Raw genomic sequence first — 21,775 nt, 5'->3', positions numbered from 1 at the left:
GGACAATTATTCTGCAATACCCAGAATTTCACTTTCATAAACCAGAACCAGCTCTTCGCCGTCCAGCTTGATCTTCTGACCAGCACCCTGGCTGATCAGAACAGTATCGCCCACCTTTACCTGCATGGGAATACGATTGCCGTTCGGAGCAAACTTGCCTTCACCGCACGCTACGACCTTACCCTTTGCCGGAACACCAGCCGGTGTCTTGGTTGCCAGAACCAGACCGCCTGCGGTCTTTTCCTCCTGATCTTTTTCCACCTTTATCAGTACTCTGTCTACCAACGGTTTCATTGTCATGATTCATTCCTCCTGCATACAAAATTATCACTTGTTTCTCAAACCTGTTAGCACTCAATCTTCCTGAGTGCTAATATCTATTTTACCAACTTTTCAGAAAAAATCAAGGGCTTTTGCGCAAATTTCAAGAATTTCAGATATATGCACAATTTTCCATCTTCCCAGAATGTGATAATGTAACACTTTCCACAAAATTCATGTCATTGCATCGTAAAGAAATGCGAAGTGCAATTGATTTGGCAAAAAATAAACTAACTAATACACGCTGTAATTTTACATTCTTCACATTTTACATTTAGAACATAAAATATACATCATATATACACTTGTCAAACACATACTTATAGTATAATGGAATTGCAAGGAAACCGGCGTATTTCGACAATGCCGGAGGGAATTGAGGATCTGCCCCGTCTGGGCATGGTCCAGAAAAAACAAATATTACATTATAAAAAATGAGGAAGGCGTGAAAATTATGGCACTGGAAAAAGTTCTTGTTGTGGATGATGACCCGAATATCTGTGACGTGCTGCGGATGTATCTGGAAAATGAGGGATATAGCGTAATACTGTCCTATGACGGCGAAGAGGCACTGGTAAAGTTCAATGCACTGAAGCCGGATATTATTCTTCTGGATGTTATGCTGCCCACCGTTGACGGCTGGCAGGTATGTCGTGAGGTGCGCAAAAAGTCCAGCGTGCCGATCATTATGATCACCGCAAAAGGCGACACTTTTGATAAGGTACTGGGTCTGGAACTGGGTGCAGATGACTATGTAGTAAAGCCCTTCGATACCAAAGAAGTCATTGCACGTATCAAGGCGATCGCAAGAAGAATCGGCAATTCTCCGGAAGAATCCGAAGTGAAGGAAGTCCGCTATGACAAGCTGTCCGTCAATATGACCCGCTATGAGCTGCGTGTAGACGGCAAGGTCGTTGATACACCGCCAAAAGAACTGGAACTGCTGTTCTATCTGGCATCCAACCCGAACCGTGTATACACCCGTGACCAGCTGCTGGATGAGGTATGGGGCTTTGAGTATTACGGTGACTCCCGTACCATCGACGTACACATCAAGCGTCTGCGTGAAAAACTGGAAGGCGTTTCCGACAGATGGTCTCTCAAGACTGTATGGGGCGTCGGCTATAAGTTCGAATCCGAGGAAGACGAATAAGTTCTGTGGAAATACCAGAAACTACCCGTACGCAACGTATGCGCCGGAGACGGATGCGGCAGACTTTCTTTATTCGTCTGCTGCTGGTGGTATTCCTGCTGATCGTGACAGTTATGGTGACTCTTGGTTACGCCATCAGCCGCTATAAACGGGATTATTACAATAATGCATTGCGTGCCTGCGATATCATGACAAGTGATATTGTGGAACACAACCGGAAATTCCCCAACGAAGATATGCTGCAGTATTATATCCCCGCCCAGATCAACAAAATTGCCGAGCAGCTGAACATCTTTATTTATCTCTTCAATGAAGAAGGGCAGTGTTTGCTTTGCAGCTGGAATACAGAACAGCAGGCGGATGATCTGGTACTGGATACAGCGATCCGCAGCGTGATGGAAAAAGAAGGCACTTATTTGACAGACCATGCTGCCGGAAAATTTGACCGTTCTATTGCAGAGCCTATGCTCTGCCGCGGTACAACGCTGACACTAACAGAAAACGGCGAAACAAAAACTTATTATCTGTTTTCCAGTTCCTTTACAAAACCGCTGAACGTCTACACATCGGATATGATATTTACCGGGATCCTTCTGGTCGTGGGACTGCTTCTTGTTTCCATCGTGCTGATCCTATACTCCATCCATGTCAAATCAAAACAACTGGATCAGCTTCTGACTTCTATGAAACAGTATGCCCAGGGTGACTATAGTCAGCCTCTTTCACCGGAAAAATACGCCGGAACAGAGCTGGAGGAGATCGCCATACTGGCAGAGACGATCAGCAGCCAGGCACAGCGTGCAGAAGAATCCAGCCGGCAGTTTGTATCCAATGTCTCACACGAGCTGCGGACGCCCATGACCATTATCAGCGGCTTTGTGGAAGGCATACTGGACGGTACGGTTACCAAAAATAAGCGCATGGAATATCTTTCCATTGTCTCTCAGGAAGTCCAACGGCTGAAAATGCTGGTTACTTCCATGCTGAATCTGACAAAGTTTGACGCCGGGACGATTCAGTTGAATTACCGGATGTTCACATTGAACGATACAGCATTCCGGACAGTACTCATGTTCGAAAACCGCCTGGAAAAACGGAATATCGCCATTGAAGGTCTGGATAGTCCACCGGTGCGTGTCTGCGCCGACCCGGATCTCATTGGTCAGGTGATCTATAACCTGGTGGAAAATGCCGTAAAATTTGTCAACGATGGAGGAACGATCTCCTTTACCTTCACTGACAAGGACAACGAATGGGTGTTTGCCATCCGCAACACCGGAAACGGCATTTCCAAAGAAGAATTGCCGAAGATTTTCGAACGATTCTATAAATCCGACTTTTCCCGCAGCCAGGACAAAACCGGACTGGGGCTGGGGCTGGATATCACCCGACGTATCATCCATCTCCACCACGCCCAGATCCAGGTGCGCAGCGAGGAGCATGTATACACGGAATTCGAAGTACGCCTGCCCCATATGGAACTGCCGGAAGAAGAGGAAACAGACAACCCGTCGTAATACGGATTGCCAAAGCCATCACATTCATAACAAGCGGACGGTATTCCGGCAGAAAGGTGCCGGTTCTGTCCGTTTTTTCATAAGGCGGCAAACACTGCTTTTGATATATTTTGTATTACCGCCGCAACACACTTGAAAGGAGCGTCTGCCAGATGCAGGAAGAAGAACAGAAGCCATTGATGCAGCCAGAATCGCCACAGACTGCCGTACCGCCAGAAGTACCGCCCCAGCACAAATGGCCGACAGAGGCACTGCCGGGAACTGGAACAAAACCTGCGGCAACATCAACACCTCCGCCTGCACCGAGTCATACAATCCCCCGACAGCCTGCACCATCGGTACAGAAGCCGGCATTGGGATATGTTCCACCGCAAAAGCCGGCAGCACCTCAAATGCAGCAGCCAAAGCCAGGCTATATCCCACCCCAAAATCCTGTGCCGCCCTATGTGCAGCGACCGAATCCGGGTTTTGTACCGCCTCATAATTCTGTACCGCCGCAGTTTCAACAGCCGGCGCAAGGATTTGTTCCGCCGCAGAATCCCATACCGCCTCAGCCGAACATGGGGCAGCCTGTACACGGCTGGGAAGCCCAGCCCCAAGGTCCTATGAACTGGTACCAGGACCAGCAGCCCCATTATGGCAACTGGCAGGTACCGCCCCAAGTGCCGCCGCAGACACCGGAAAAACCATCTATCACAGCGGCGCAGAAGGACAAACGTGCCGCATTCTGGCTGAAGATCGTTGCAGGTCTCATGGCAGCGCTGCTGCTTTACTGCATCGGCAGCGACATCATGGCATTCCGCCGGGGTGATACCAATGCCGTACAGACAACCAGCCAGACGGAGACAACGGATGCTGCTAAATCCGGTGCAGAGGTCGTGATCCAACAGCAGGATAAGCCTGATCTGGACACTTCTGCGGAAAATGTAGACGAAAACGGCGCTTATACCGTGGAAGGCGTGGCAGCTGCCGTCCGACCGTCCATTGTGGAAATCGACACCTACGGCGATGCCAACAGCACCATGCTCAGCGGCACTGGTTCTGGCATCATTCTCTCCGAGGATGGATATATCATTACCAATGCCCATGTACTGACCAACGGAAAATCATTCCGTGTCATCACATCGGACGAAAACGAATATGCCGCTCAGGTGGTGGGCAGTGATGCCAAAACAGACCTTGCTGTCATTAAAATTGAGGCAACGAGTCTCCCGGCGGCAACCATGGGCAATTCCGACGAAGTCGTCCTTGGAGAAGCAGTTGTCGCAATCGGCAACCCGGCAGGGCTCACCGGTTCTGTGACAAACGGCATTGTGTCCGGGCTGAATCGCCAGATTCGTTCCGATGCCACAGGCTATGACATGAACTGCATCCAGACCAATGCTGCCATCAGCCCGGGCAATTCCGGCGGTGCGCTGGTCAACATGTACGGTCAGGTCATCGGCATCACTTCTTCCAAATATGTCAGCTCCAGCTATGAGGGACTGGGCTTTGCCATTACCATCAATGAGGTACTGCCCATTGTAGAAGATCTCATTGAAAACGGGCATGTTTCTGACCGTGTTCGTGTGGGCATCACCTTTATTTCCCTAGAAATCGAAGAAGTACAGCTGGGCTTTGCGGATGAGATCGGCATGAAAGAAATTCCCGATGATCTCAGCGGCATCTGGGTCACGGAGGTCGCATCAGACTGTGACATTGCTAACACGGAATTGCAGCCCAATGATGTCATTCTCTCTGTACAGGGCGAAGCGGTCAGCAACTATGACAGTCTGTGCGCTGCCATTGCCGACCTGAAAGCCGGCGACGAGATAGAAGCACGCTGCCGCCGCTATCATGCAGACGGTACTTTTGAGGAATTCACCATCCGGTGCAAGCTGATGGAGGATACTTCGGGGAATTATTGATACATAAAAGGACTGTTGCAAAACAGCAAAATCCCGGTGGTCGGTGCAGTATTTGCATCGCATTGTTTCACCGTTTGATTTTGACTGTCTGCAACAGTCCCTTTTTGTTGTTATCAACAGGATTAACCCACCGTGGGATTCTCATTGACCTCGTCAATATAATTCTGCACCTGGTCATAGATGGCATTGACAGATTCATTCCACGGCACGCCTCTGGAAGTCGCACGAATGCCGTTGACGCTGCTGTCGAGCACATCCGTAACATCGGAAGAAATGCCATTATAGAAATCAAATACCGGATTTTCCAGCGCCATTTCATTCATGGTGTTCTTCATCTCGATCATTTCGTCTGTCCATTCATAATCGCTGACAAACTGCACGTCACTGATCTCCTGTGCACCATCGCTGATCTTGCTGAACCGGAAGCAATCCAGGAATTTGCCGACGCCCTCTGGATTATGGCCGCCCTTTACGAAACAGTAAGCATTGACACTGGTGGGGATATAGTACGCATCGGCCTTTTCATATTTCGGCACAGGCACGAAGAATACATCCTCACCGAATGTCTTGGACCACTGCGACTTTTCATTTCCCAGTGCCCACAGACCGCAGGGATAGAACAGCAGCTTGCCCTCACCAATGTAATAATCACGGGATGTCCAGCCGTAGTCACCAACACCAAGAGCAATATAGTCCGCCTGCCACAGCCCGTACATCCAATTCTGATAATCCTCAATGGCTTCATTTCGCAGGTTATTCACCAGCTTGCCGTCCTCCATGCCAATATACGGCACGCCAGTAGAAGCAGACAAACCGGATTCAAAATACCAGCTGTCAATACCATAGCGTTCCTCAGAGGTATCCACGAATTCCTCCAGCATGTCCTCAAAGGCATCCCATGTCCACTCATCTTTTTCGAGCAACTCTGCCGGGTCATCCAGACCGTTTTCGTCCATGGTCTTACGATTATAAATAATAACACAATTATCGCCGGTAACTTCAACGACAGCCATATAGTGCTTTCCATCCCAGATCATGGAATCATTGGCGTCCTTGACATCTTCCCACAGTTCAGAATCCAGGTCAATATAATCGTCATAGGGCACAAACATCCCCCGGACAGCACCCTTTGGGAATGCATCCCAGTTGCCGCCGTAGAAGAAGTCCACACCCTCATCGCTATTGATGGCATTTGCCAGGTTATCATAGCGTGCGCCATAGGTAGTCTGATGCCACTCGATCTCACCGCCATAGCGTTCCTGAAAGATCGCTAGCTCAATCGGTGTTGTTTTTCCCGTATCATCAGAATTGATGTCCCAGTCGGACATCCACTTGATGGTTTTATTCTCCAGTTCACCCGTCAGACGTTCATCTGACTTTGCCAATTCTGCCAATTCCTCACGGGTAGTAGCGGACATATCCTTTTTCGGGGTCTTATCCGCTTCTTCTCCCGAACCGCAGGCAGCCAGAGGCGCAGACAGTACAACGGCGAGCAAACAACTCAGCGCAATTCTTGCATATTTTTTCATGAATCACACCAACTCCTTTCTGCAAACGTACATAATTATTATAGCATATTTTCAGGTGTCGGCGCAAGTCACAAATTGCACGAGATTCAGAGACAATTTCCGTGAATATTCACAAGGGAGCAGTGATCACAAATAAAAACGAACCGCCGCAGGCAGCAATGACGTTTTTTAAAGATGGAAGAAGGAATATTCTTCGATGCTACGCTATAGTTTTTATCCCAGTCCCTCTGCTTGTGCAAAGGTCATACCGGGATGCAATGCCATATTCAGCGAACAAGCCAGCAAATCCCCGGCATGATCAATGAGCCTGTCCACATCTCTGGGCGTCACCATCATATTGGGACGATTTTTCGGTACACTCTTGCCGTAGATCCCTTGCACCGCCGTGTGCAGATCCACCACCGTAGGCACCCCTAGCGCCACTACTGGCACGCCCAGTGTGCGCTTTGACAATTCCGCACGGTGATTTGCTACGCCGCTGCCCGGCGAAATGCCGCTGTCACTCATCTGGATCGTCGTTCCCAAACGGGACAGCTCTGCACATGCCAGGGCATCCACTGCCACAACTGCTGCCGGCTGCACCTGACGGCAGACTGCCTCCAATAGTTCCGCCGATTCCATACCGGTCTGCCCTAAAACGCCCCCGGCAAGAACGCATACCGGGCGCAGTTCCGGCAGATATTCCAGTTCCTCCTCACTGAGCGCCGTGCGCAGATGACGTGTTGCCAACACTTTCGACGCCACACGAGGTCCCAGCGCATCCGGCGTAATGGCACGATTTCCCAGTCCGGCTACGAAAACGCATCCCTCCTTCGGCAAAAATCGCTCCAGTTCAGTGGCAAGTTCCTCCGCCATCTCCTCATACTGAGCACTGTTCCGTGAGAGCACCTCTGCCTCCAGCGTCACATAACGGCCTGCCGGTTTCCCGATCGGTGCACCGCAGGTGTCGTTCTTGATGCGGATCTCTGTGATAGAAAAAGTCTTTCCACGTGTTTCCTGTGTCACGCCGGGCAACTCCGGTGCAGCGGCAGTACGCTCTACGGCAAGGTCAGTACGAATGGCATCCATGTGAGAAACCTCCTGTTTTTGTGCAATCTGCTGGCTTTTCACGTCAAAACATTGTCGGCTTCCTCGAAAATACCTATTGCATTTTGGCGTGTTCTGTGGTATAATAAAGTTTAGTCACGGTGTTCTCTCGGAGAGCACCAGCATTTGGTCGTTCCATCTGCAAGGGAATTTTTCCAGCTAAAGACGGTACCGTGTCAATGCTGTTTTTAGTGTATGACGACAACTTTCCGGTTATTCGAGGAAATTCCGACCATATTATCTGAAAAGGAGATTTTAACTATGCCGAATATTCGTTCTGCAAAGAAGCGTGTAAAAGTAAGCGCTACAAAGACTGCTGCTAACAAGGCTCGCAAGTCCAACCTGAAGACCATGATTAAGAAGGCTGATACTGCATGTGCAGCAAACGCTGCTGACAAGGAAGCTGCAGTACGCGCAGCAATCAAGCGTGTTGACCAAGCTTGTGCAAAGGGTCTGATGCACAAGAATGCTGCTGCCCGCAAGAAGTCTCAGCTGGCGAAGAAGCTGAACGCAGCTGGCTAAGTTTTACTGTCAAAGCCAAATAACAAATCAGAGCGCATACCATCTGGTGTACGCTCTTTTTGTGCAATAAAAATGCAAGGGCGGATATCATCCGCCCGATTTTGTATGGATTTTCTGCTGTCCGGCGCTTAGAGCCTGTTTAGTATCTTGTCGTGCATGGATTTTTGAGTGAATTTTCGCTGATTTCAAGGCGAAAATTCGCAGGCGGGCTGTCGCCCGGCAAGAATTTTTAACGCAGAAAGCAGTAAAATTCACCGAAAGGACATGTGCGAAAAGGTGCTGAACAGGCTCTTATAGCGGCAAGCCGAAACTCACCTGCAAAGCGTGATCTACCCTTGTCATAGACGGTTCATCCAGTTCGCCCATACGATCTTTCAGCCGCCGTTTATCCAGTGTGCGGATCTGTTCCAGCAGTACCACACTGTCCTTTGTCAGTCCGCAGGTCGCCGCCTGAACGTCAATATGGGTGGGCAGCTTCGCTTTATCCTTCCGGCTAGTGATCGCCGCTGCGATCACAGTGGGACTGTGCCGGTTTCCGACATCATTCTGTACGATAAGTACCGGTCGGACACCGCCCTGTTCCGAGCCCACAACCGGGCTTAAATCTGCATAATAAATTTCGCCACGCTTGACCAGCATGGGAATCCCTCCTTATTCATGATGGTTTCCGTAATGCAACGCCGGCGCTATCGCCGCTTGCCGGTTCGCTGTTAGTATGCCCGTTCCCGAACATTTTAAACGCATCCAGCGTTTGCTCCATCATATTCCTGGAGGAGAAAGTGCGTTCCTATCGCCGATAAGACGGCAGCAAAAATTCCATGCCTGGCAAATTGCGCACCACACCGAACACCAAAAGCACTGCAATACTGCCCCAGAGCAGTATTTTTTCCCCACGGCTGTTTTTTTGCAGCCATCTGGGATGCCATATCACCCGAATGAGAATCGCTCCCACCCAGATCGGCAGCAGCACTGCGATCGCCAGATTTTCCTTTGCCGCACCGGAAAAATCCAGCTGCAATAAACGCATACAAAAATGGGTCACACCGCAGCCAGGACAGGCAAATCCCGTGATTTTCTGAAACAAACACGGAATCCGGAATGGCGTCAGCCGGGTCAGAATATAATACCCCAGTCCCAACGCTCCCAAAATCCCAGCAGTTTTCAGTTGTTTTCGGTACTGTCGAAAAAATGTGCTAAAACAGCTTTTTTCCATAATTCCTCCCGATTATCACAAAAGGGACTGTACGAGTCGTACAGCCCCTTTTCATTGCAAAAAATGATCCATTTATGCCAGGTTATTCAGTTCATTCTGAATAAGCGCATAAGAGACAATTCCCAGCCCCACGATGGAGAGAATCAGGTAAAGAATACCCGAATTGCTGGAGGGGATTCCCCGTGCCATTTTCACCTGATCCAGATATTCGCCTTCCTTGTACATCCAGTACCATGTGTAGATACCGCAGGTCACGATTCCCAGCAAGATGACAATGCCGCCAGAAGTGGCATTGGGATTGCCGGTCAGACGGTTGGTATCTTCTGTAATGGTATAGATCCAGTACAGACCATAGATACCGCAAGTGATAATGGAAAGGATGATGGACAGGGCAATATTCCGCTGCTCGATACCGCTGCCGCCGGGAGGAATGGGCGTTCCGGTGAACTGGGGCGGTGTCTGAGGCGGTACTGCATTTCCATTTGCTGCATTGTTTGCCGCATTGTTCTGGATTGTAGCACCGCAGTTGGCGCAAAATGCCACACCATCCGGGTTGTTGCTTCCGCAATTTGGACAAATCATAAGTATTCTCCTCATTTTGTATTTGGCTGAATCAGCCACATGATATTTCTCAATTATTATAGCACAATCCACCGTTAATGTCAATGGATTTGCACAATTTCATAAAAAAATGTCTCATTTTAGAGCCTGCTTCGTAACTTTTCTGCGTAGATTTTTGAGTGAATTTTCGTTGATTTCAAGGCGAAAATTCGCAGGTGGGCTTTCGTCCAGCAAGAATTTTCAACGTAGAAAGCAACAAAATTCACCAAAAAGATGCGTGGAAAAAGATACGAAACAGACTCTTATGTCTTACGATGCTGAAGTGGGAATATACGAGATAAGCCGTACCAGAAACCGCAGAAGTGTCAGGGAATCATCATTGTTCACCTCGCCGTCCTGACAGCAGTCTGCCACCCGAAGCTGGGCTTCATTGAACTGCACCGCCCCGGCGATCTTATGGTTCAGCAAAATGACATCTACCAGAGAAACCCTGCCATCCAGATCCACATCACCATAAATGGGATCTTCAGGTATTGCTGTGGTGGTGGTTGTCGTTGTTGTCGTGGTAGTTGTCGTTGTTGTCATCATTGTCATAGAAGGAGTCGTTTCCGGTTTCTTTAAAACTTCAATGTAAACTGATTCCGTGGAGCCGTCAGAGTACCCAGTCCCAATTGTAATGATGGCATAGCCCGGGGAAATCGCTGTCAATTCTCCTGTCAATTCATCAACATAAAGTACGCTTTCGTCAGACGAATAATATCTACAAGAATTTCTTGAACTCATTCCTTTGGCGCTCCAAGATGCAGAGATATAGTCTATTTCGCCTACATAAAGATAGGACGGGAAATATTCCAACGCAATCCGCATGGGCTCTTCTGTAGTGGTAGTTGTCGTGGTTGTGGTAGTCGTAGTCGTTGTCATTGTCGTAGAAGTAGTCGTTTCCGGTTTCTCTAAAACTTCAATATAAACCGTCTTGCTGTCTCCCGGAGAACCAATGATAATGCTCGCTTCTCCTGGTGCAATTGCTGTTAATTTTCCTGTAGAAAAATCAACTTGCAGGACGCTTTCATCGGACGAATAATATACGCAATACTGCCACCCACTATATCCGCCGCCAGTCCAATGCGCATCGACATAATCTGTATCTCCTACATAAAGATAGGACGGATACGAATCAACATAAACTCGCACAGGTTCTGTCGTTTCTGATGTTGAGGTAGTTGTAGGCATCATGGTAGTAGTCGTCGTGGTAGTTGTTGTAGTGGTGGTTGTTGTGATCGTGGTGGTTGTCATTGTGGTATCCTGATACTCCGGCATATATTTCCCAGTGACATTGCTGCCTCCCACAAAGAACTGCGTCCAGGTGAGGACGCCGCCATCCTTTGCAATGCCCACGCCGATGCAGTCAAAATCTGCGTCCAGAATATTTTCCCGGTGTCCCTGAGAGTTCATCCATCCTTCTACCACGTCTTCCGGCGAAGTATAGCCCTGGGCAATATTTTCTCCTGCACTCATATAGGAAACGCCATACGCTTTCAAAACAGTAAAGCATTTCGTACCGTCCGGTCTGGTGTGATCAAACAGTTCTGTACACTCCTCCGCCCGGACAGCCGCCGCTTCGTTCAGAACCGGTACGGCATAGAGCGGATCCAGCCCCTCTGCTGCACGTTCGATGTTGACCAGAGCAACTACCTGATCGGCATAAAATTGTAAATCCTCATCGGTCTCATTGGTAGACATTGCCGCCACCGGCACGGAACACGGCGGAATATGACCGCAGATACAGAATGCTGTCAGAGCAGCCATCATACAAGCGGCAATCTTTGTCATAAAACGTTTCATAAGATACTCCTTTCTGAGGTATCGTTTTCCTTTAGAATAGTATACCATATTTTCCCTTGTATAGCAATTGCCATTTTGCACAAATTTCGCCTAAGAATGACGGAAAGACAGATTTCTAAAATATCCGCACAGTCATCCGAATCACCGGGGCAGGCTGTCTTTTCTATGAATCATCCTTTCCGCAAAAAAAGAAATGTGAATCTTTCTCAAAACAGCTTGACAAGTACAATGAAACAGTGTAAAATAAAAGTGTTGTATCAAATTACAAACGAATCCCGGCAGCGCTTCGCCGGGAAACGCTGCGTTTTGAAACGTGTGCGTTTTGATTCATTACAGATGCCGGTCACAGCGGAATCAAACTTCACCTGTGGACGGTTTTCCATAAAGATTGCACAAACAGCGGCATTTCACAACATGACGCTGGAACTGCTTTTTCTGTTATTGACAGAAAATATCGGAGAAATGTGATCACGAAATTACGATATTCCCTTTTGATACGGTGCAGAATACCCTGAAGGGCGCACTGCCTGCCTCTGCTGGGTATGCGGTACGGCACTGCCCGGTAAAAAACGGGAAAAATTTCTGAGGAAAAATACAAGTGAATACGAGACGCACATGCCCCTTTGGCGAAAACGCCGCTGTGTTGTATAGATAGACAAATCAGTTATAAGGAGGTAGTGCATAGAGATGCAAGAAGTGAGTTTGGCACTGACGGTGATCCTCTGTGCGGTTGCGCTTTTGATCGGCGCAGGAATTGCCGGATGGCTTGCATACCGCAAGGGCATTTTAAAAGGTGTAGAACAACGAAAGCAACAGGCAGAAGCTGCCATCGGTTCTGCGGAAAAAGAAGCCGGACGCATTCTGGAGGATGCAAAAAAAGAAGCAGAATCCAAAAAGAAAAATGTTCTGATCGAAGCAAAGGACGAGATTTATAAGCTCCGTTCAGACGCAGAAAAAGAGATCAAGGACAGACGCTCCGAGATCGGACGGCAGGAACGCCGTATTCAACAGAAGGAAGAAAACCTGGACAAAAAGACCGACAATCTGGACCGCAAGGAAGAGTCTCTCAAGCGAAAGCTGAAAAACGCTGAGGAAAAGCTGGCGGAAGCAGAAGCTGTCAAGGAAGATCAACTCCAAGAACTAGAACGGATCTCCGGACTGACCCAGGATCAGGCAAAGGAATACATCCTAAACACCCTGGAAGACGAGCTTGTCCACGAAAAGGCTGTGAAGCTCTCTTATTACGAGCAGCAGCTCAAGGATGAATGCGAAGAAAAAGCACGCAGCTATATTTCTCTCGCCATTGCAAAATGTGCGGCAGATCAGGTATCTGAAACGGCAGTCTCCGTTGTAACACTGCCCAATGACGAAATGAAAGGCCGCATCATCGGCCGTGAGGGACGGAATATCCGCACCCTGGAGACCCTTACTGGTGTAGACATCATTATCGACGATACACCGGAGGCAATCGCTCTTTCCTGCTTCGATCACGTGCGCCGTGAGGTTGCCCGGATCGCACTGGAAAAGCTCATTGCCGATGGACGAATCCATCCCACTAAGATCGAGGAAATGGTCGAAAAGGCACGCCGTGAGGTAGAGCACCGTATCCGCCAGGAAGGCGAACGTGCTGTGCTGGAGACCAATGTCCACGGCGTGAACAACGAGCTGGTGAAGCTCCTTGGACGACTGTATTACCGTACCAGCTATCGCCAGAATGTCCTGGCGCACTCCATTGAAGTTTCCAAGCTGTGCGGTGTGCTGGCATCAGAGCTGGGCGTAGACGCAAATTTGGCACGCCGTGCCGGACTGCTCCACGATATCGGCAAAGCACTGACCGCCGAGATTGAAGGCTCTCACGTACAGATCGGTGTGGATGTATGCCGAAAGTACAATGAGAACAACGAGGTCATTCACGCTATTGAAGCCCATCACAACGATGTGGAACCGAAAACAGCTATTGCATGTATCGTACAGGCTGCCGATGCCATTTCTGCGGCACGTCCGGCAGCAAGAAGCGAGAACTATGAAAACTACATCAAACGGCTGCAAAAGCTGGAAAGCATCTGCGCATCCTATGAAGGCGTGGAAAAATGCTATGCACTGCAAGCAGGCCGTGAGATCCGTGTTATGGTCGTACCTGAAGTCATCAATGACGAAAAGATGGTTCTGGTGGCACGCCAGATCGCAAAGCAGATCGAAGCCGAAATGGACTATCCGGGTCAGATCAAGGTTAATCTGATCCGAGAGAGCCGTGTAGTAGATTACGCAAAATAAATCCGAATCAAAATATATAAAAACGTCCCCGATACCGGTTTGTGAACCGTGTCGGGGACGTTTTTGTTGCATATCTCACACGTATTAGAATTAATGTTATTTCTTTTCTGAGATCCGCATGGAGATATCAAAGCACTTTACAGAATGGGTCAGTGCGCCCAGAGAGATGATATCCACACCAGTTTCCGCAATACTGCGGATGGTCTGCTCAGTGACATTGCCGGACGCTTCCAGCAATACTCTGCCGTTTACCAACTGCACTGCCTTTGTCATTTCCTCACAGCTCATGTTGTCCAGCATGATGATATCTGCACCAGCAGAAAGTGCCTCTTCCAGTTCTGCCAGAGTGCGCACTTCTACTTCGATCTTCACCATGTGACCGATCTTCTTGCGCAGTGCCGTTACTGCCGGAGTAATACCGCCGTATGCGTCAATATGATTGTCCTTGAGCATAGCGCCGTCAGACAGGTTGTAGCGGTGATTCTTGCCGCCGCCCACTGTCACGGCATATTTTTGCAGGGGCCGCAGTCCCGGCAGAGTCTTTCTGGTATCGGTGATCTGTGCGTTTGTCCCGGCTACCAGTTCCACACAGCGGTTTGTCGCCGTAGCAATGCCGCTCATATGCTGGAGAATATTCAGTGCTGTGCGCTCGCCCTTGAGCAGCGTCTTGGTGCTGCCGGTAATGGTGGCGATAATGTCGCCTTTCTGTACCTTTTCTCCGTCATGGATGCGGATGTCCATCTCAAACGCACCGCCCACCAGTTCGAACACACGCTTTGCAATGTCAATACCGCAGAGGATGCCGCTGTCCTTTGCCAGATAATAGGCTTCGCTGGTATGGCTGTCGTCCAGGAGATTGTCTGTGGTCACGTCAATGTAATGAATATCTTCATCCAGTGCTGTGGTAATCAGCCGGTCGATGTAAGTTTGTTGTAGCATAATGCAGTTCCTTTCGCTTTTTTGCCGCAGGCGACAATGAAGTTTTTTGATCCAGCAATTTTTCAAAAATGCTGGCGAGGTCCAGGGCGAGGAGCCCTGGTCGCCGCTGCAGCGGCGAAACACCCCGGCGCATCCTTTTGCGCCGCGGAGAGGGTGGTGAGAAAAAGCGGTAGCTTTTTCGAGGCGGGGCGAACAAGACCGCCCCGCCTTGTAAAACCATTTCATTCAGTGACATTCTGTAAGCGTTCCAGTGGAACATTTACAGCGAATCCCTCTGAATTCTCTCTTAATACATTAAAGTACTTCCTTCAAAATCAAATACGCCACTGTGGCAAGAGATTTTGCTTCCACATAATCCGCATCCACAATATAAGGCTCAGAGATCAGCTGATTGCGAATCTCCGTAATACGAGCCAATCCCTCGGGGAGCCTTTCCTTATTGGGAATGACAAAATAATTTTCCTGCATGATCTTGCGGATCTCCGTGCGAAATCCCTTGGGCAGCTTTTTGGCATCAGGATTTACCGGGAATATCGCTTCTTCAAAGGTCTCCGGTGCATCCGGCAGCTTTTTGGCAATATCCAGCGCCGCCTGTCTGGAGAACACCAGAGCTTCCAACAGAGAATTGCTGGCAAGACGGTTGTTGCCATGAACGCCTGTGTGCGAGCACTCTCCTGCTGCATACAGATTGGGGACAGTGGTCTCGGAATTGGTATCCACCTGAATGCCGCCCATGAGATAGTGCTGGCACGGGAAAATGGGGATGGGTTCCTTTGTCATATCATAGCCCTGTTCCATGACTTTCTCGTAGATCATGGGGAACCGGTTCCGGACAAAATCCGGGTCTTTGTAGGAGATATCCAGGTAGAATTCATCGGAATTCGTCTCCCTGCTCTCCAGGATAATGGAATGGGAAACCACGTCCCGAGGTGCAAGCTCCAGCCGTTCGTCATAACGATCCATAAAGCGTTCTTTTTTGCAGTTGAGCAAATATGCACCCTCGCCCCGGACTGCCTCAGAGATCAGGAAACACTCTCGTGTATGGCGATTATTGAATGCCGTGGGATGAAACTGGATCAAATGCAGATTCCGAATCTCTGCCCCGTTTTCATAGGCAAAAGCAATGCCGTCGCCAGTGGCAATTTTAGAGTTGGTCGTAAAACCGTACACACGACCGATACCGCCGGTGGCAAGAAGCATAAAGTGGCTGCTGTAAACCGTACAAGAACCACCCTGGAGTACATTAACAGAAAAACCCGTGGCAGTCTTTTTCATCCCCACCATCATGGCATGTTCCAAAATGGTCACATTGGGCAGAGTCTTGACCTTCCGGATGAGCTTGTCCAGGATCTCTGCCCCTGTGGCATCCTTGTGGTGGAAAATCCGGTGGCGGGAGTGACCACCCTCCAGTGTCCGGTGCAGCTCACCGTCTGCCATCCGGTCGAAATCTACGCCAAAATCCAGAATGGTCTGGATCTCATGTGCAGCATGGGTAGTCAGAATGTGCAACGTTTCCGGGTTATTTTTGAAGCCCCCGGCAATCATGGTGTCATGCTCGTGAAGCTCCACAGAATCCTGGGGAGAATTGTACACCCCAGCAATGCCGCCTTGCGCCAGAGCAGAGTTACAAAGAGTCAGCTCCTGTTTACAGAGCAGCAGCACCCGGCAGGTGGAAGGCAGATTGATGGCGCCATAAAGTCCGGCGGCACCGCAGCCCACAATAATCACGTCAAAAGTATTTTCCATAACATTCACGCTTCCTATCCTTATTCCAGCATTCATACGATTTTCACCTGGAATTCGTATCTGTACCTGCATTTCTCCCTGTCAGCGGCAGCAAAACATCGCATAGCCGGCAGAGGGTCATGATTGGATCTATGATTTATATTAGTATAGCATAAGATGACAGGTTTGTCACTACTTTTTCTTCGTTTTCGGAAATTTGCGCAAAATGAAAGGCGAAAGCTGTTAAATTTTTGACAAGCTGAAGCAGAGACGTTGGAAATGAAAGCGATTTTGCGGTATTGATACCGGCTGATACTAGGCAATACGACCGATAGAGACACAGTGTGCCGTATCTTTGTATTGCAATGACAAGCCGGATTCACGGGATATAAAATCAATCTACCCAAAACAAAAAGCCGCAGCACTCGGCTGCGGCTAAAACTGCAATTATTCTCCACGTTTCCGTGCCTTTAATGTAAATCGTTCAGCATCTACCAGAAACCGCTTATGGATTCCCGAACCAATCACACCGACACCGTCCTCCGCTGTCACGTGAAAAGAGATCTCTCTGCCGCTGACAGCGGTTACCTCTGCAGTAGCTGTCACCGTCAGCCCCGGCGGTGTTGCCGCATCATGGCTGATCTCCAGCTTTGTCCCCACGGTAGTCTCCCCCTCTGCAAGAAAGGGAGCAACAGCATTGCATGCCGCCTGTTCCATGAGCGAAGCCATCATAGGCGTTGCGAATACGGGCAGCGAACCGCTTCCCACTGTCATTGCCAGATTCGACATATCAACCGTCACAGAAGCTGTGCCGGATGCGCCAATTGTAATTGGTTCCATACAAATTCTCCTCCATTTTGATCAATCAGACGCACTGGATTCTATGGTTTCTTCAGATGGATCGGGCAGCACATCCAGTGCACTCGGTGAAATAATGTCGCCCAGAATGCGGTCATAGGTCAATGTGTCAAGCTTGTCGTTCTTTTCCTGCATGGGCATGTAGTTGGTGGAATACACCGGCTCTGTTTCCATCTCATTCATCATAGACTGGATAAAGCTGTCTCTGGGGGCATCGATCAGTTCCATGACCAGATAGGGCGCATAGAACGTGGAAACCGCCTCCTCCGGCAGCAAGCTGGTATTCAGGTCGTAATTGCTCCAAAGGATATACCGCTGCTCATACAGCGTACTGCAATTTTCACTGGTAATATTTAGCTGACTGTAAATGCCGTCATCACCGCGCAGAGATGGGAAATGATCTCCCACAAAGAGTACGATGGTCGGTTCGTCCACTTCTGCAAGGCGATCCAGGAAATCCGCCAAACCGTTTGACGAATGCTGCAAGCGGCTCAGATAGTTGACAAATTCGTCCTCGCTGTCCCCGTCTGTATAGGGCTGATGATTCTGCATCGTAGTAGCGTGAACATAGAGGGGCTCATCTGTAGCATCAATGAGCGCTTCGATCTGGTTATATACCACATTATCATCAATATACTCCCCATAGGTGTTCACCGGCACGGTGAAATCATCCTCGAAGATCATCGTGTCAAAGTTGAACTGTCCATAGATCCGTTTTCGGCTGTAAAAGCTGCTCTGGAAGGGATGGACATAGGCAGTGGAATAACCCCAACTCTTATAATAAGACGGCACAGTTGGCTGCTGACGCTCCAGGAGCATTCTCTGGGGCATATTGGGGTCATTGATGGATTTTACCGGCAGCCCAAACAGCAGTTCAAATTCTGTCCGGACAGTATAGCTGGCATAAGTCGGCACGATCAATGTACCCTCATAGCCCTCAGAAGCCGCCTCGTCCAGACCGACATAATACTGATCCAGATCTGTATATCCCAGTTCCTCCAGCTCATCCGAAAATGCCCGGAAATCCGCAAAGGATTCCGACATGATCTCAATGACATTTGGCTTTACGCCGCTGTCAAATTCCAAATCAGGCACTTCTTCTGCCAGATATTGATCTAGCAGATGGGAACTGTCCTCCTGATATTCCTCCGGCTCTTCCAGTTTATTGGAGAGGTTCTCCGACCCGGTTTGCATGAAAAAGGCAAGGAATCCGTTGTTTTCGAACTTTTCATTGAGAATAAAAGTATTATCCGCCGCCTTGGTATCCAGCTGGAACAGGGCATACACCGGCTTTGAGACGAAAGGCACCGTCACCACCATGACGCAGGCAATCAGGCACGCCAGCCCCGGTACAAGCCGCTTTGACAGCTTCACACGGGCATTGAACCTTGGATTGAACCAATACGCCGCCAATATAAACGCCACGCAGATAGAAAGATAGAGGATCAGCCTGGGCGTGATTTTGATGTACGCAAAGGACGTGAGACTTTTCAGACTCCTGGCGAGCTTCATATCCGTCATAATGAGATGATTGCCATTTGTGTTATATTTAAACAACTCTGTAATGCTCAGGGCCATGTACAAAATGCTTTCCAGCAGCATAGAGAACCAACCAGAACGAAACAGCAGCAGTGCACCGAGAAAGATCAGTGCTGCAATGAGAATATTGAACAGCATAATGGTAGGGTGATCCGAAATGAACAGCACCAATTTGCTGGGATATTTGTCCTGGTTCAATTCCGCCATACAGACGATAAAAATCGGATAAAGCAGCAGCAAGATCCGGTTTGTCATGGGATACCGCAGGGTATTATACGACCGTTTTTCATGGACAGACCAGCACCATGCACGCAGAGAAGAAAAACGTGCACTCCATGTCTTTTGTTGTTTCATGCTATGACATCACCTTTATTTCAAACAAACTGCATTCCCGGGAAACAGCAGGAACTGTTCCGGAATGCTCCTGTAGCGATCAATATAGGATTACTATAGCACAATTTCGCCTGTTTCGCAAGAGTTCTCACAAAATACTCATTGGATTTTCACCGGATTTGTAACTTTGGATTGAAAAGCAAGAAAGATTTCCGTTGATTTTGTGCAAAATGAACCCAGCAGAATCCGTTAAGAACCGGTCAGATGATTGCGATATCGAATGCTGCTGTAGGGAAATTTTGTTGAAAACGTCCCACTGGGACGTTTTCAAGATTTTGCTTATTGAGAAAGGTTACACAAGGCGGGGCGGTCTTGTCGCCCTGCCTCGAAAAAGCTGTCGCTTTTTCTCATAACCCGAAGGTCGTCAGTTCAAATCTGGCTCCCGCAACCAAGAAAAGTGCCGAAAACACGTTGTTTTTGGCACTATATTTTTTTACATTTTTACAGAAAAATTGATTTTGACCCCAATTTGACCCCAAAACATCAAAAAAGAAAAGTGGAGCAGGACAACATATCCTGCTCCATTTCCTTTATAGATTGACAATTACCACAAATTCACCCTGCTGCAAAACGATCTCGTTCACAGGTGTTGGCGTGGGCGGGTACATTGTGACTAATTTCTGGGCAATGGTGGTTTGCAGACACTGAATACCGTATTGCAGATCGTTCGCCTCGATACTCATATCCTCAAAGTCCACAGGGTTCAGCAGAAAGCAATTTGGCATTGGTGTTACAGCGATTGCATAGGACTGCACTTGCGGCATACTGGGCAGAGTGAAAAACTCCTCCATGACCTTCATTTCCTCTTGTTTCTGACTGTCCAGAACGTGCGTGTAAGTATCCAGCGTAAACGAAACCGAGGAATGCCCAAGCAGAATTGAAGTGGTTTTTGCGTCCATGCCTTGTTCCATGGCACGGGTGGCAAAAGTGTGTCTGAGTGCGTGGAAGGTGTAGTGCCCAAGACCAGAGGCTTTCAAAATTTCATCATAGGCATCCTTGAACGTTCTGGGTTCCAAGTATCCGCCAAATGGATTTGTCACTAGAAAGCCGGAGTCCTGATAGGCAGCACCAGCTGTCATGGCATCGTTCTGCTGTACATTTTTCCATTGCTGTAACTCGCTTGCGATATTGGGAATCAAGGGAATAGAGCGGATAGAATTCTTTGTTTTTGGCTCCTGAATAACGATCTCTGTGGAATTGCCCACGCCGTTGTAATCCACTTTGGGCAAACGGTTTATTGTGCGGCGGATAGAGAGCATTCTCTTGCCGAAGTCAACATCTTCCCAGCGGAGTCCCAGCAGTTCACCAAGACGAATTCCTGTTGCAAGTGTCAGACGGATGAAAATGCCGTACCGATATTTGTAACTGGTGTAGATAAGCTTTTGCTGCTCCTCACGGGTGAGAATCTCGACCTGTGGTTTTTTATTGCGTGGCAGACTGACCGCATCACAGGGGTTGAAGTCGATGTAATGCTCCAGCACCGCCTGATTCATTGCCTTGTGCAGGCAGCGGTGAAGATTCAGAATGGTCTTAGGAGAAAGCCCCTGCGTATTCTGCTTGTAGTTGTAGAAGTCCTGCAGGAGCTTTGTAGTGAGGTCTTTCAGCTTGAGCGTAGGGAAAGCTGGTGCAAGGTGATTTTCGATGTAGCCCCGATAGCTGACGTAGGTGGACTGCTTGACCTTGTTTTTCATGTAGGTTTCCAGCCAGAGTCGCAGCCAGTCGAGAAAGGTGGTGGAAGTCGGGTCAACGTGTTTCTGAAAGTGAATCTTGTACTCCTCTTCGTGCAGCTTTTGAATTGCCTCTGCCTTGGTTTTGGCATAGTAGGAGATGCGTTTCGGCTTTCCAATCTCAAAATCGTAGCCCGCTGTGACACGAATCTCAAATCTGCCGTCTGCCCGTTCCCGAATGCTGCCTTCGTTGTGGTTTCTCTTTTTTCGTTCCATATCGGATACCTCCTATGTGATTTTATGGTATTGTTGTATATCCGATTAAAATGGATTATTTTGTCTGAGCCGATAGTAGGAGGAACGAGAAATATTAAGTGCCTGCAACGCCTGCGAAACCGAGATTTCTTTTGCATCAATTTGTTTGACTACAGTGTCCCAGTTCTCCGGTTTTGTAATTGCCGGACGACCAAATCTGACATTTTTCTTCATAGCGACATCAATTCCTTCACGTTGCCTTCTCCTGATTTTCAGGCGTTCATTTTCCGCAATACTCCCAAGCACCTCAATCAGAATCGCATTGATCATATCCATGACCCACATCTGCTCAGGGGGAAAGTCAGTAAGCGTAGTCGGTATATCAAGTATGCGTATATGAACCCCCATATCCTTAAAATATTCTAGGGACACGCTGAATAAAAGCGATAGTTGAAAAAAACCGCACCAATCATT

The 21,775-nt window shown here is 48.7% G+C and carries 18 protein-coding genes and 1 pseudogene; 6 read left to right on the top strand and 13 right to left on the bottom strand.

The window, feature by feature from the left end; genetic code table 11:
* Window positions 1-6: 6 nt before the first annotated feature.
* Window positions 7-300, bottom strand: coding sequence for a co-chaperone GroES (locus tag QZ375_RS09395; RefSeq protein WP_295218284.1), 294 nt, complete (start codon window positions 298-300; stop codon window positions 7-9).
* A 475-nt stretch (window positions 301-775) separates the two neighbouring features.
* Between QZ375_RS09395 and QZ375_RS09390 the strand changes: the two genes are divergently transcribed.
* The 3 genes from QZ375_RS09390 (at window position 776) to QZ375_RS09380 (ending at window position 4,898) form a co-directional block, all read left to right on the top strand.
* On the top strand, window positions 776-1,474 hold the full coding sequence (locus QZ375_RS09390) for a response regulator transcription factor (RefSeq protein ID WP_295218283.1): 699 nt from the start codon (window positions 776-778) through the stop codon (window positions 1,472-1,474).
* A gap of 5 nt (window positions 1,475-1,479) precedes the next feature.
* Complete coding sequence (locus QZ375_RS09385) at window positions 1,480-2,991, top strand: HAMP domain-containing sensor histidine kinase (protein WP_295218281.1); 1,512 nt, start codon at window positions 1,480-1,482, stop codon at window positions 2,989-2,991.
* 152 nt (window positions 2,992-3,143) lie between these two features.
* Window positions 3,144-4,898 (top strand): trypsin-like peptidase domain-containing protein, encoded by a 1,755-nt coding sequence (locus tag QZ375_RS09380; protein WP_295218279.1) that lies wholly within the window; start codon window positions 3,144-3,146, stop codon window positions 4,896-4,898.
* A gap of 122 nt (window positions 4,899-5,020) precedes the next feature.
* Here the strand turns inward: QZ375_RS09380 and QZ375_RS09375 are convergent, their stop codons facing one another.
* Window positions 5,021-6,427 carry an ABC transporter substrate-binding protein gene (locus QZ375_RS09375; RefSeq protein WP_295218277.1) on the bottom strand — a complete coding sequence of 469 codons (1,407 nt, stop codon included), beginning with the start codon at window positions 6,425-6,427 and terminating at the stop codon, window positions 5,021-5,023.
* A gap of 213 nt (window positions 6,428-6,640) precedes the next feature.
* On the bottom strand, window positions 6,641-7,495 hold the full coding sequence (gene gpr, locus QZ375_RS09370; protein WP_295218275.1) for a GPR endopeptidase: 855 nt from the start codon (window positions 7,493-7,495) through the stop codon (window positions 6,641-6,643).
* A 279-nt stretch (window positions 7,496-7,774) separates the two neighbouring features.
* Here gpr and rpsT point away from each other — a divergent pair, with 279 nt between their 5' ends.
* Window positions 7,775-8,035 (top strand): 30S ribosomal protein S20, encoded by a 261-nt coding sequence (rpsT, locus tag QZ375_RS09365; RefSeq protein WP_295218272.1) that lies wholly within the window; start codon window positions 7,775-7,777, stop codon window positions 8,033-8,035.
* A 291-nt stretch (window positions 8,036-8,326) separates the two neighbouring features.
* Here rpsT and QZ375_RS09360 read toward each other — a convergent pair whose 3' ends face one another.
* The 4 genes from QZ375_RS09360 to QZ375_RS09345 form a co-directional block, all read right to left on the bottom strand.
* Window positions 8,327-8,674: a type II toxin-antitoxin system PemK/MazF family toxin gene (locus QZ375_RS09360; RefSeq protein ID WP_295218270.1), complete on the bottom strand. Its 348-nt coding sequence runs from the start codon at window positions 8,672-8,674 to the stop codon at window positions 8,327-8,329.
* 148 nt (window positions 8,675-8,822) lie between these two features.
* Entirely contained in the window at window positions 8,823-9,248 is a 426-nt protein-coding gene (locus QZ375_RS09355; protein WP_295218268.1) for a DUF2752 domain-containing protein, read from the bottom strand.
* A gap of 72 nt (window positions 9,249-9,320) precedes the next feature.
* Window positions 9,321-9,830 (bottom strand): DUF4234 domain-containing protein, encoded by a 510-nt coding sequence (locus tag QZ375_RS09350; RefSeq protein WP_295218266.1) that lies wholly within the window; start codon window positions 9,828-9,830, stop codon window positions 9,321-9,323.
* A gap of 288 nt (window positions 9,831-10,118) precedes the next feature.
* Entirely contained in the window at window positions 10,119-11,651 is a 1,533-nt protein-coding gene (locus tag QZ375_RS09345; protein ID WP_295218264.1) for a CAP domain-containing protein, read from the bottom strand.
* A gap of 228 nt (window positions 11,652-11,879) precedes the next feature.
* Here QZ375_RS09345 and QZ375_RS09340 point away from each other — a divergent pair, with 228 nt between their 5' ends.
* Both QZ375_RS09340 and rny read left to right on the top strand, forming a co-directional pair.
* Window positions 11,880-12,119 (top strand): hypothetical protein, encoded by a 240-nt coding sequence (locus QZ375_RS09340; RefSeq protein WP_295218263.1) that lies wholly within the window; start codon window positions 11,880-11,882, stop codon window positions 12,117-12,119.
* A 219-nt stretch (window positions 12,120-12,338) separates the two neighbouring features.
* On the top strand, window positions 12,339-13,925 hold the full coding sequence (rny, locus tag QZ375_RS09335) for a ribonuclease Y (protein WP_295218260.1): 1,587 nt from the start codon (window positions 12,339-12,341) through the stop codon (window positions 13,923-13,925).
* A gap of 96 nt (window positions 13,926-14,021) precedes the next feature.
* Here the strand turns inward: rny and nadC are convergent, their stop codons facing one another.
* The 6 genes and pseudogenes from nadC to QZ375_RS09305 all read right to left on the bottom strand — a co-directional run.
* Window positions 14,022-14,867, bottom strand: coding sequence for a carboxylating nicotinate-nucleotide diphosphorylase (gene nadC, locus QZ375_RS09330; RefSeq protein ID WP_365728770.1), 846 nt, complete (start codon window positions 14,865-14,867; stop codon window positions 14,022-14,024).
* Between the two features lie 291 nt (window positions 14,868-15,158).
* A complete protein-coding gene (gene nadB, locus QZ375_RS09325) occupies window positions 15,159-16,610 on the bottom strand; it encodes an L-aspartate oxidase (RefSeq protein ID WP_295218256.1) in 1,452 nt (483 codons plus the stop codon).
* A 426-nt stretch (window positions 16,611-17,036) separates the two neighbouring features.
* On the bottom strand, window positions 17,037-17,429 hold the full coding sequence (locus tag QZ375_RS09320; protein WP_295218254.1) for a thioesterase family protein: 393 nt from the start codon (window positions 17,427-17,429) through the stop codon (window positions 17,037-17,039).
* A gap of 21 nt (window positions 17,430-17,450) precedes the next feature.
* Entirely contained in the window at window positions 17,451-19,340 is a 1,890-nt protein-coding gene (locus QZ375_RS09315; protein ID WP_295218251.1) for an LTA synthase family protein, read from the bottom strand.
* A 569-nt stretch (window positions 19,341-19,909) separates the two neighbouring features.
* The gene (locus QZ375_RS09310) at window positions 19,910-21,322 is read right to left on the bottom strand and encodes a site-specific integrase (protein ID WP_295218249.1); all 1,413 of its coding nucleotides are present in this window, start codon (window positions 21,320-21,322) and stop codon (window positions 19,910-19,912) included.
* 45 nt (window positions 21,323-21,367) lie between these two features.
* Window positions 21,368-21,775: pseudogene (locus tag QZ375_RS09305) on the bottom strand (helix-turn-helix domain-containing protein); the annotation flags it as partial.

This window comes from Ruminococcus sp., assembly GCF_019417665.1.
GTDB lineage: Bacteria > Bacillota > Clostridia > Oscillospirales > Ruminococcaceae > Ruminococcus_C.
The sequence above is the reverse complement of the archived record's forward strand: the minus strand, read 5'-3'. Positions and strand labels throughout refer to the sequence as shown.

Bases quoted from the DNA above. Each gene is read 5' to 3' on its own strand.
- QZ375_RS09355 (WP_295218268.1), bottom strand. From the start codon at position 9,248: ATGGAAAAAAGCTGTTTTAGCACATTTTTTCGACAGTACCGAAAACAA.
- QZ375_RS09315 (WP_295218251.1), bottom strand. From the start codon at position 19,340: ATGAAACAACAAAAGACATGGAGTGCACGTTTTTCTTCTCTGCGTGCA.
- QZ375_RS09310 (WP_295218249.1), bottom strand. From the start codon at position 21,322: ATGGAACGAAAAAAGAGAAACCACAACGAAGGCAGCATTCGGGAACGG.
- QZ375_RS09345 (WP_295218264.1), bottom strand. From the start codon at position 11,651: ATGAAACGTTTTATGACAAAGATTGCCGCTTGTATGATGGCTGCTCTG.
- QZ375_RS09360 (WP_295218270.1), bottom strand. From the start codon at position 8,674: ATGCTGGTCAAGCGTGGCGAAATTTATTATGCAGATTTAAGCCCGGTT.
- QZ375_RS09350 (WP_295218266.1), bottom strand. From the start codon at position 9,830: ATGATTTGTCCAAATTGCGGAAGCAACAACCCGGATGGTGTGGCATTT.
- rpsT (WP_295218272.1), top strand. From the start codon at position 7,775: ATGCCGAATATTCGTTCTGCAAAGAAGCGTGTAAAAGTAAGCGCTACA.
- gpr (WP_295218275.1), bottom strand. From the start codon at position 7,495: ATGGATGCCATTCGTACTGACCTTGCCGTAGAGCGTACTGCCGCTGCA.
- QZ375_RS09395 (WP_295218284.1), bottom strand. From the start codon at position 300: ATGACAATGAAACCGTTGGTAGACAGAGTACTGATAAAGGTGGAAAAA.
- rny (WP_295218260.1), top strand. From the start codon at position 12,339: ATGCAAGAAGTGAGTTTGGCACTGACGGTGATCCTCTGTGCGGTTGCG.
- QZ375_RS09320 (WP_295218254.1), bottom strand. From the start codon at position 17,429: ATGGAACCAATTACAATTGGCGCATCCGGCACAGCTTCTGTGACGGTT.
- QZ375_RS09390 (WP_295218283.1), top strand. From the start codon at position 776: ATGGCACTGGAAAAAGTTCTTGTTGTGGATGATGACCCGAATATCTGT.
- QZ375_RS09375 (WP_295218277.1), bottom strand. From the start codon at position 6,427: ATGAAAAAATATGCAAGAATTGCGCTGAGTTGTTTGCTCGCCGTTGTA.
- nadB (WP_295218256.1), bottom strand. From the start codon at position 16,610: ATGGAAAATACTTTTGACGTGATTATTGTGGGCTGCGGTGCCGCCGGA.
- QZ375_RS09340 (WP_295218263.1), top strand. From the start codon at position 11,880: ATGAAACAGTGTAAAATAAAAGTGTTGTATCAAATTACAAACGAATCC.
- QZ375_RS09380 (WP_295218279.1), top strand. From the start codon at position 3,144: ATGCAGGAAGAAGAACAGAAGCCATTGATGCAGCCAGAATCGCCACAG.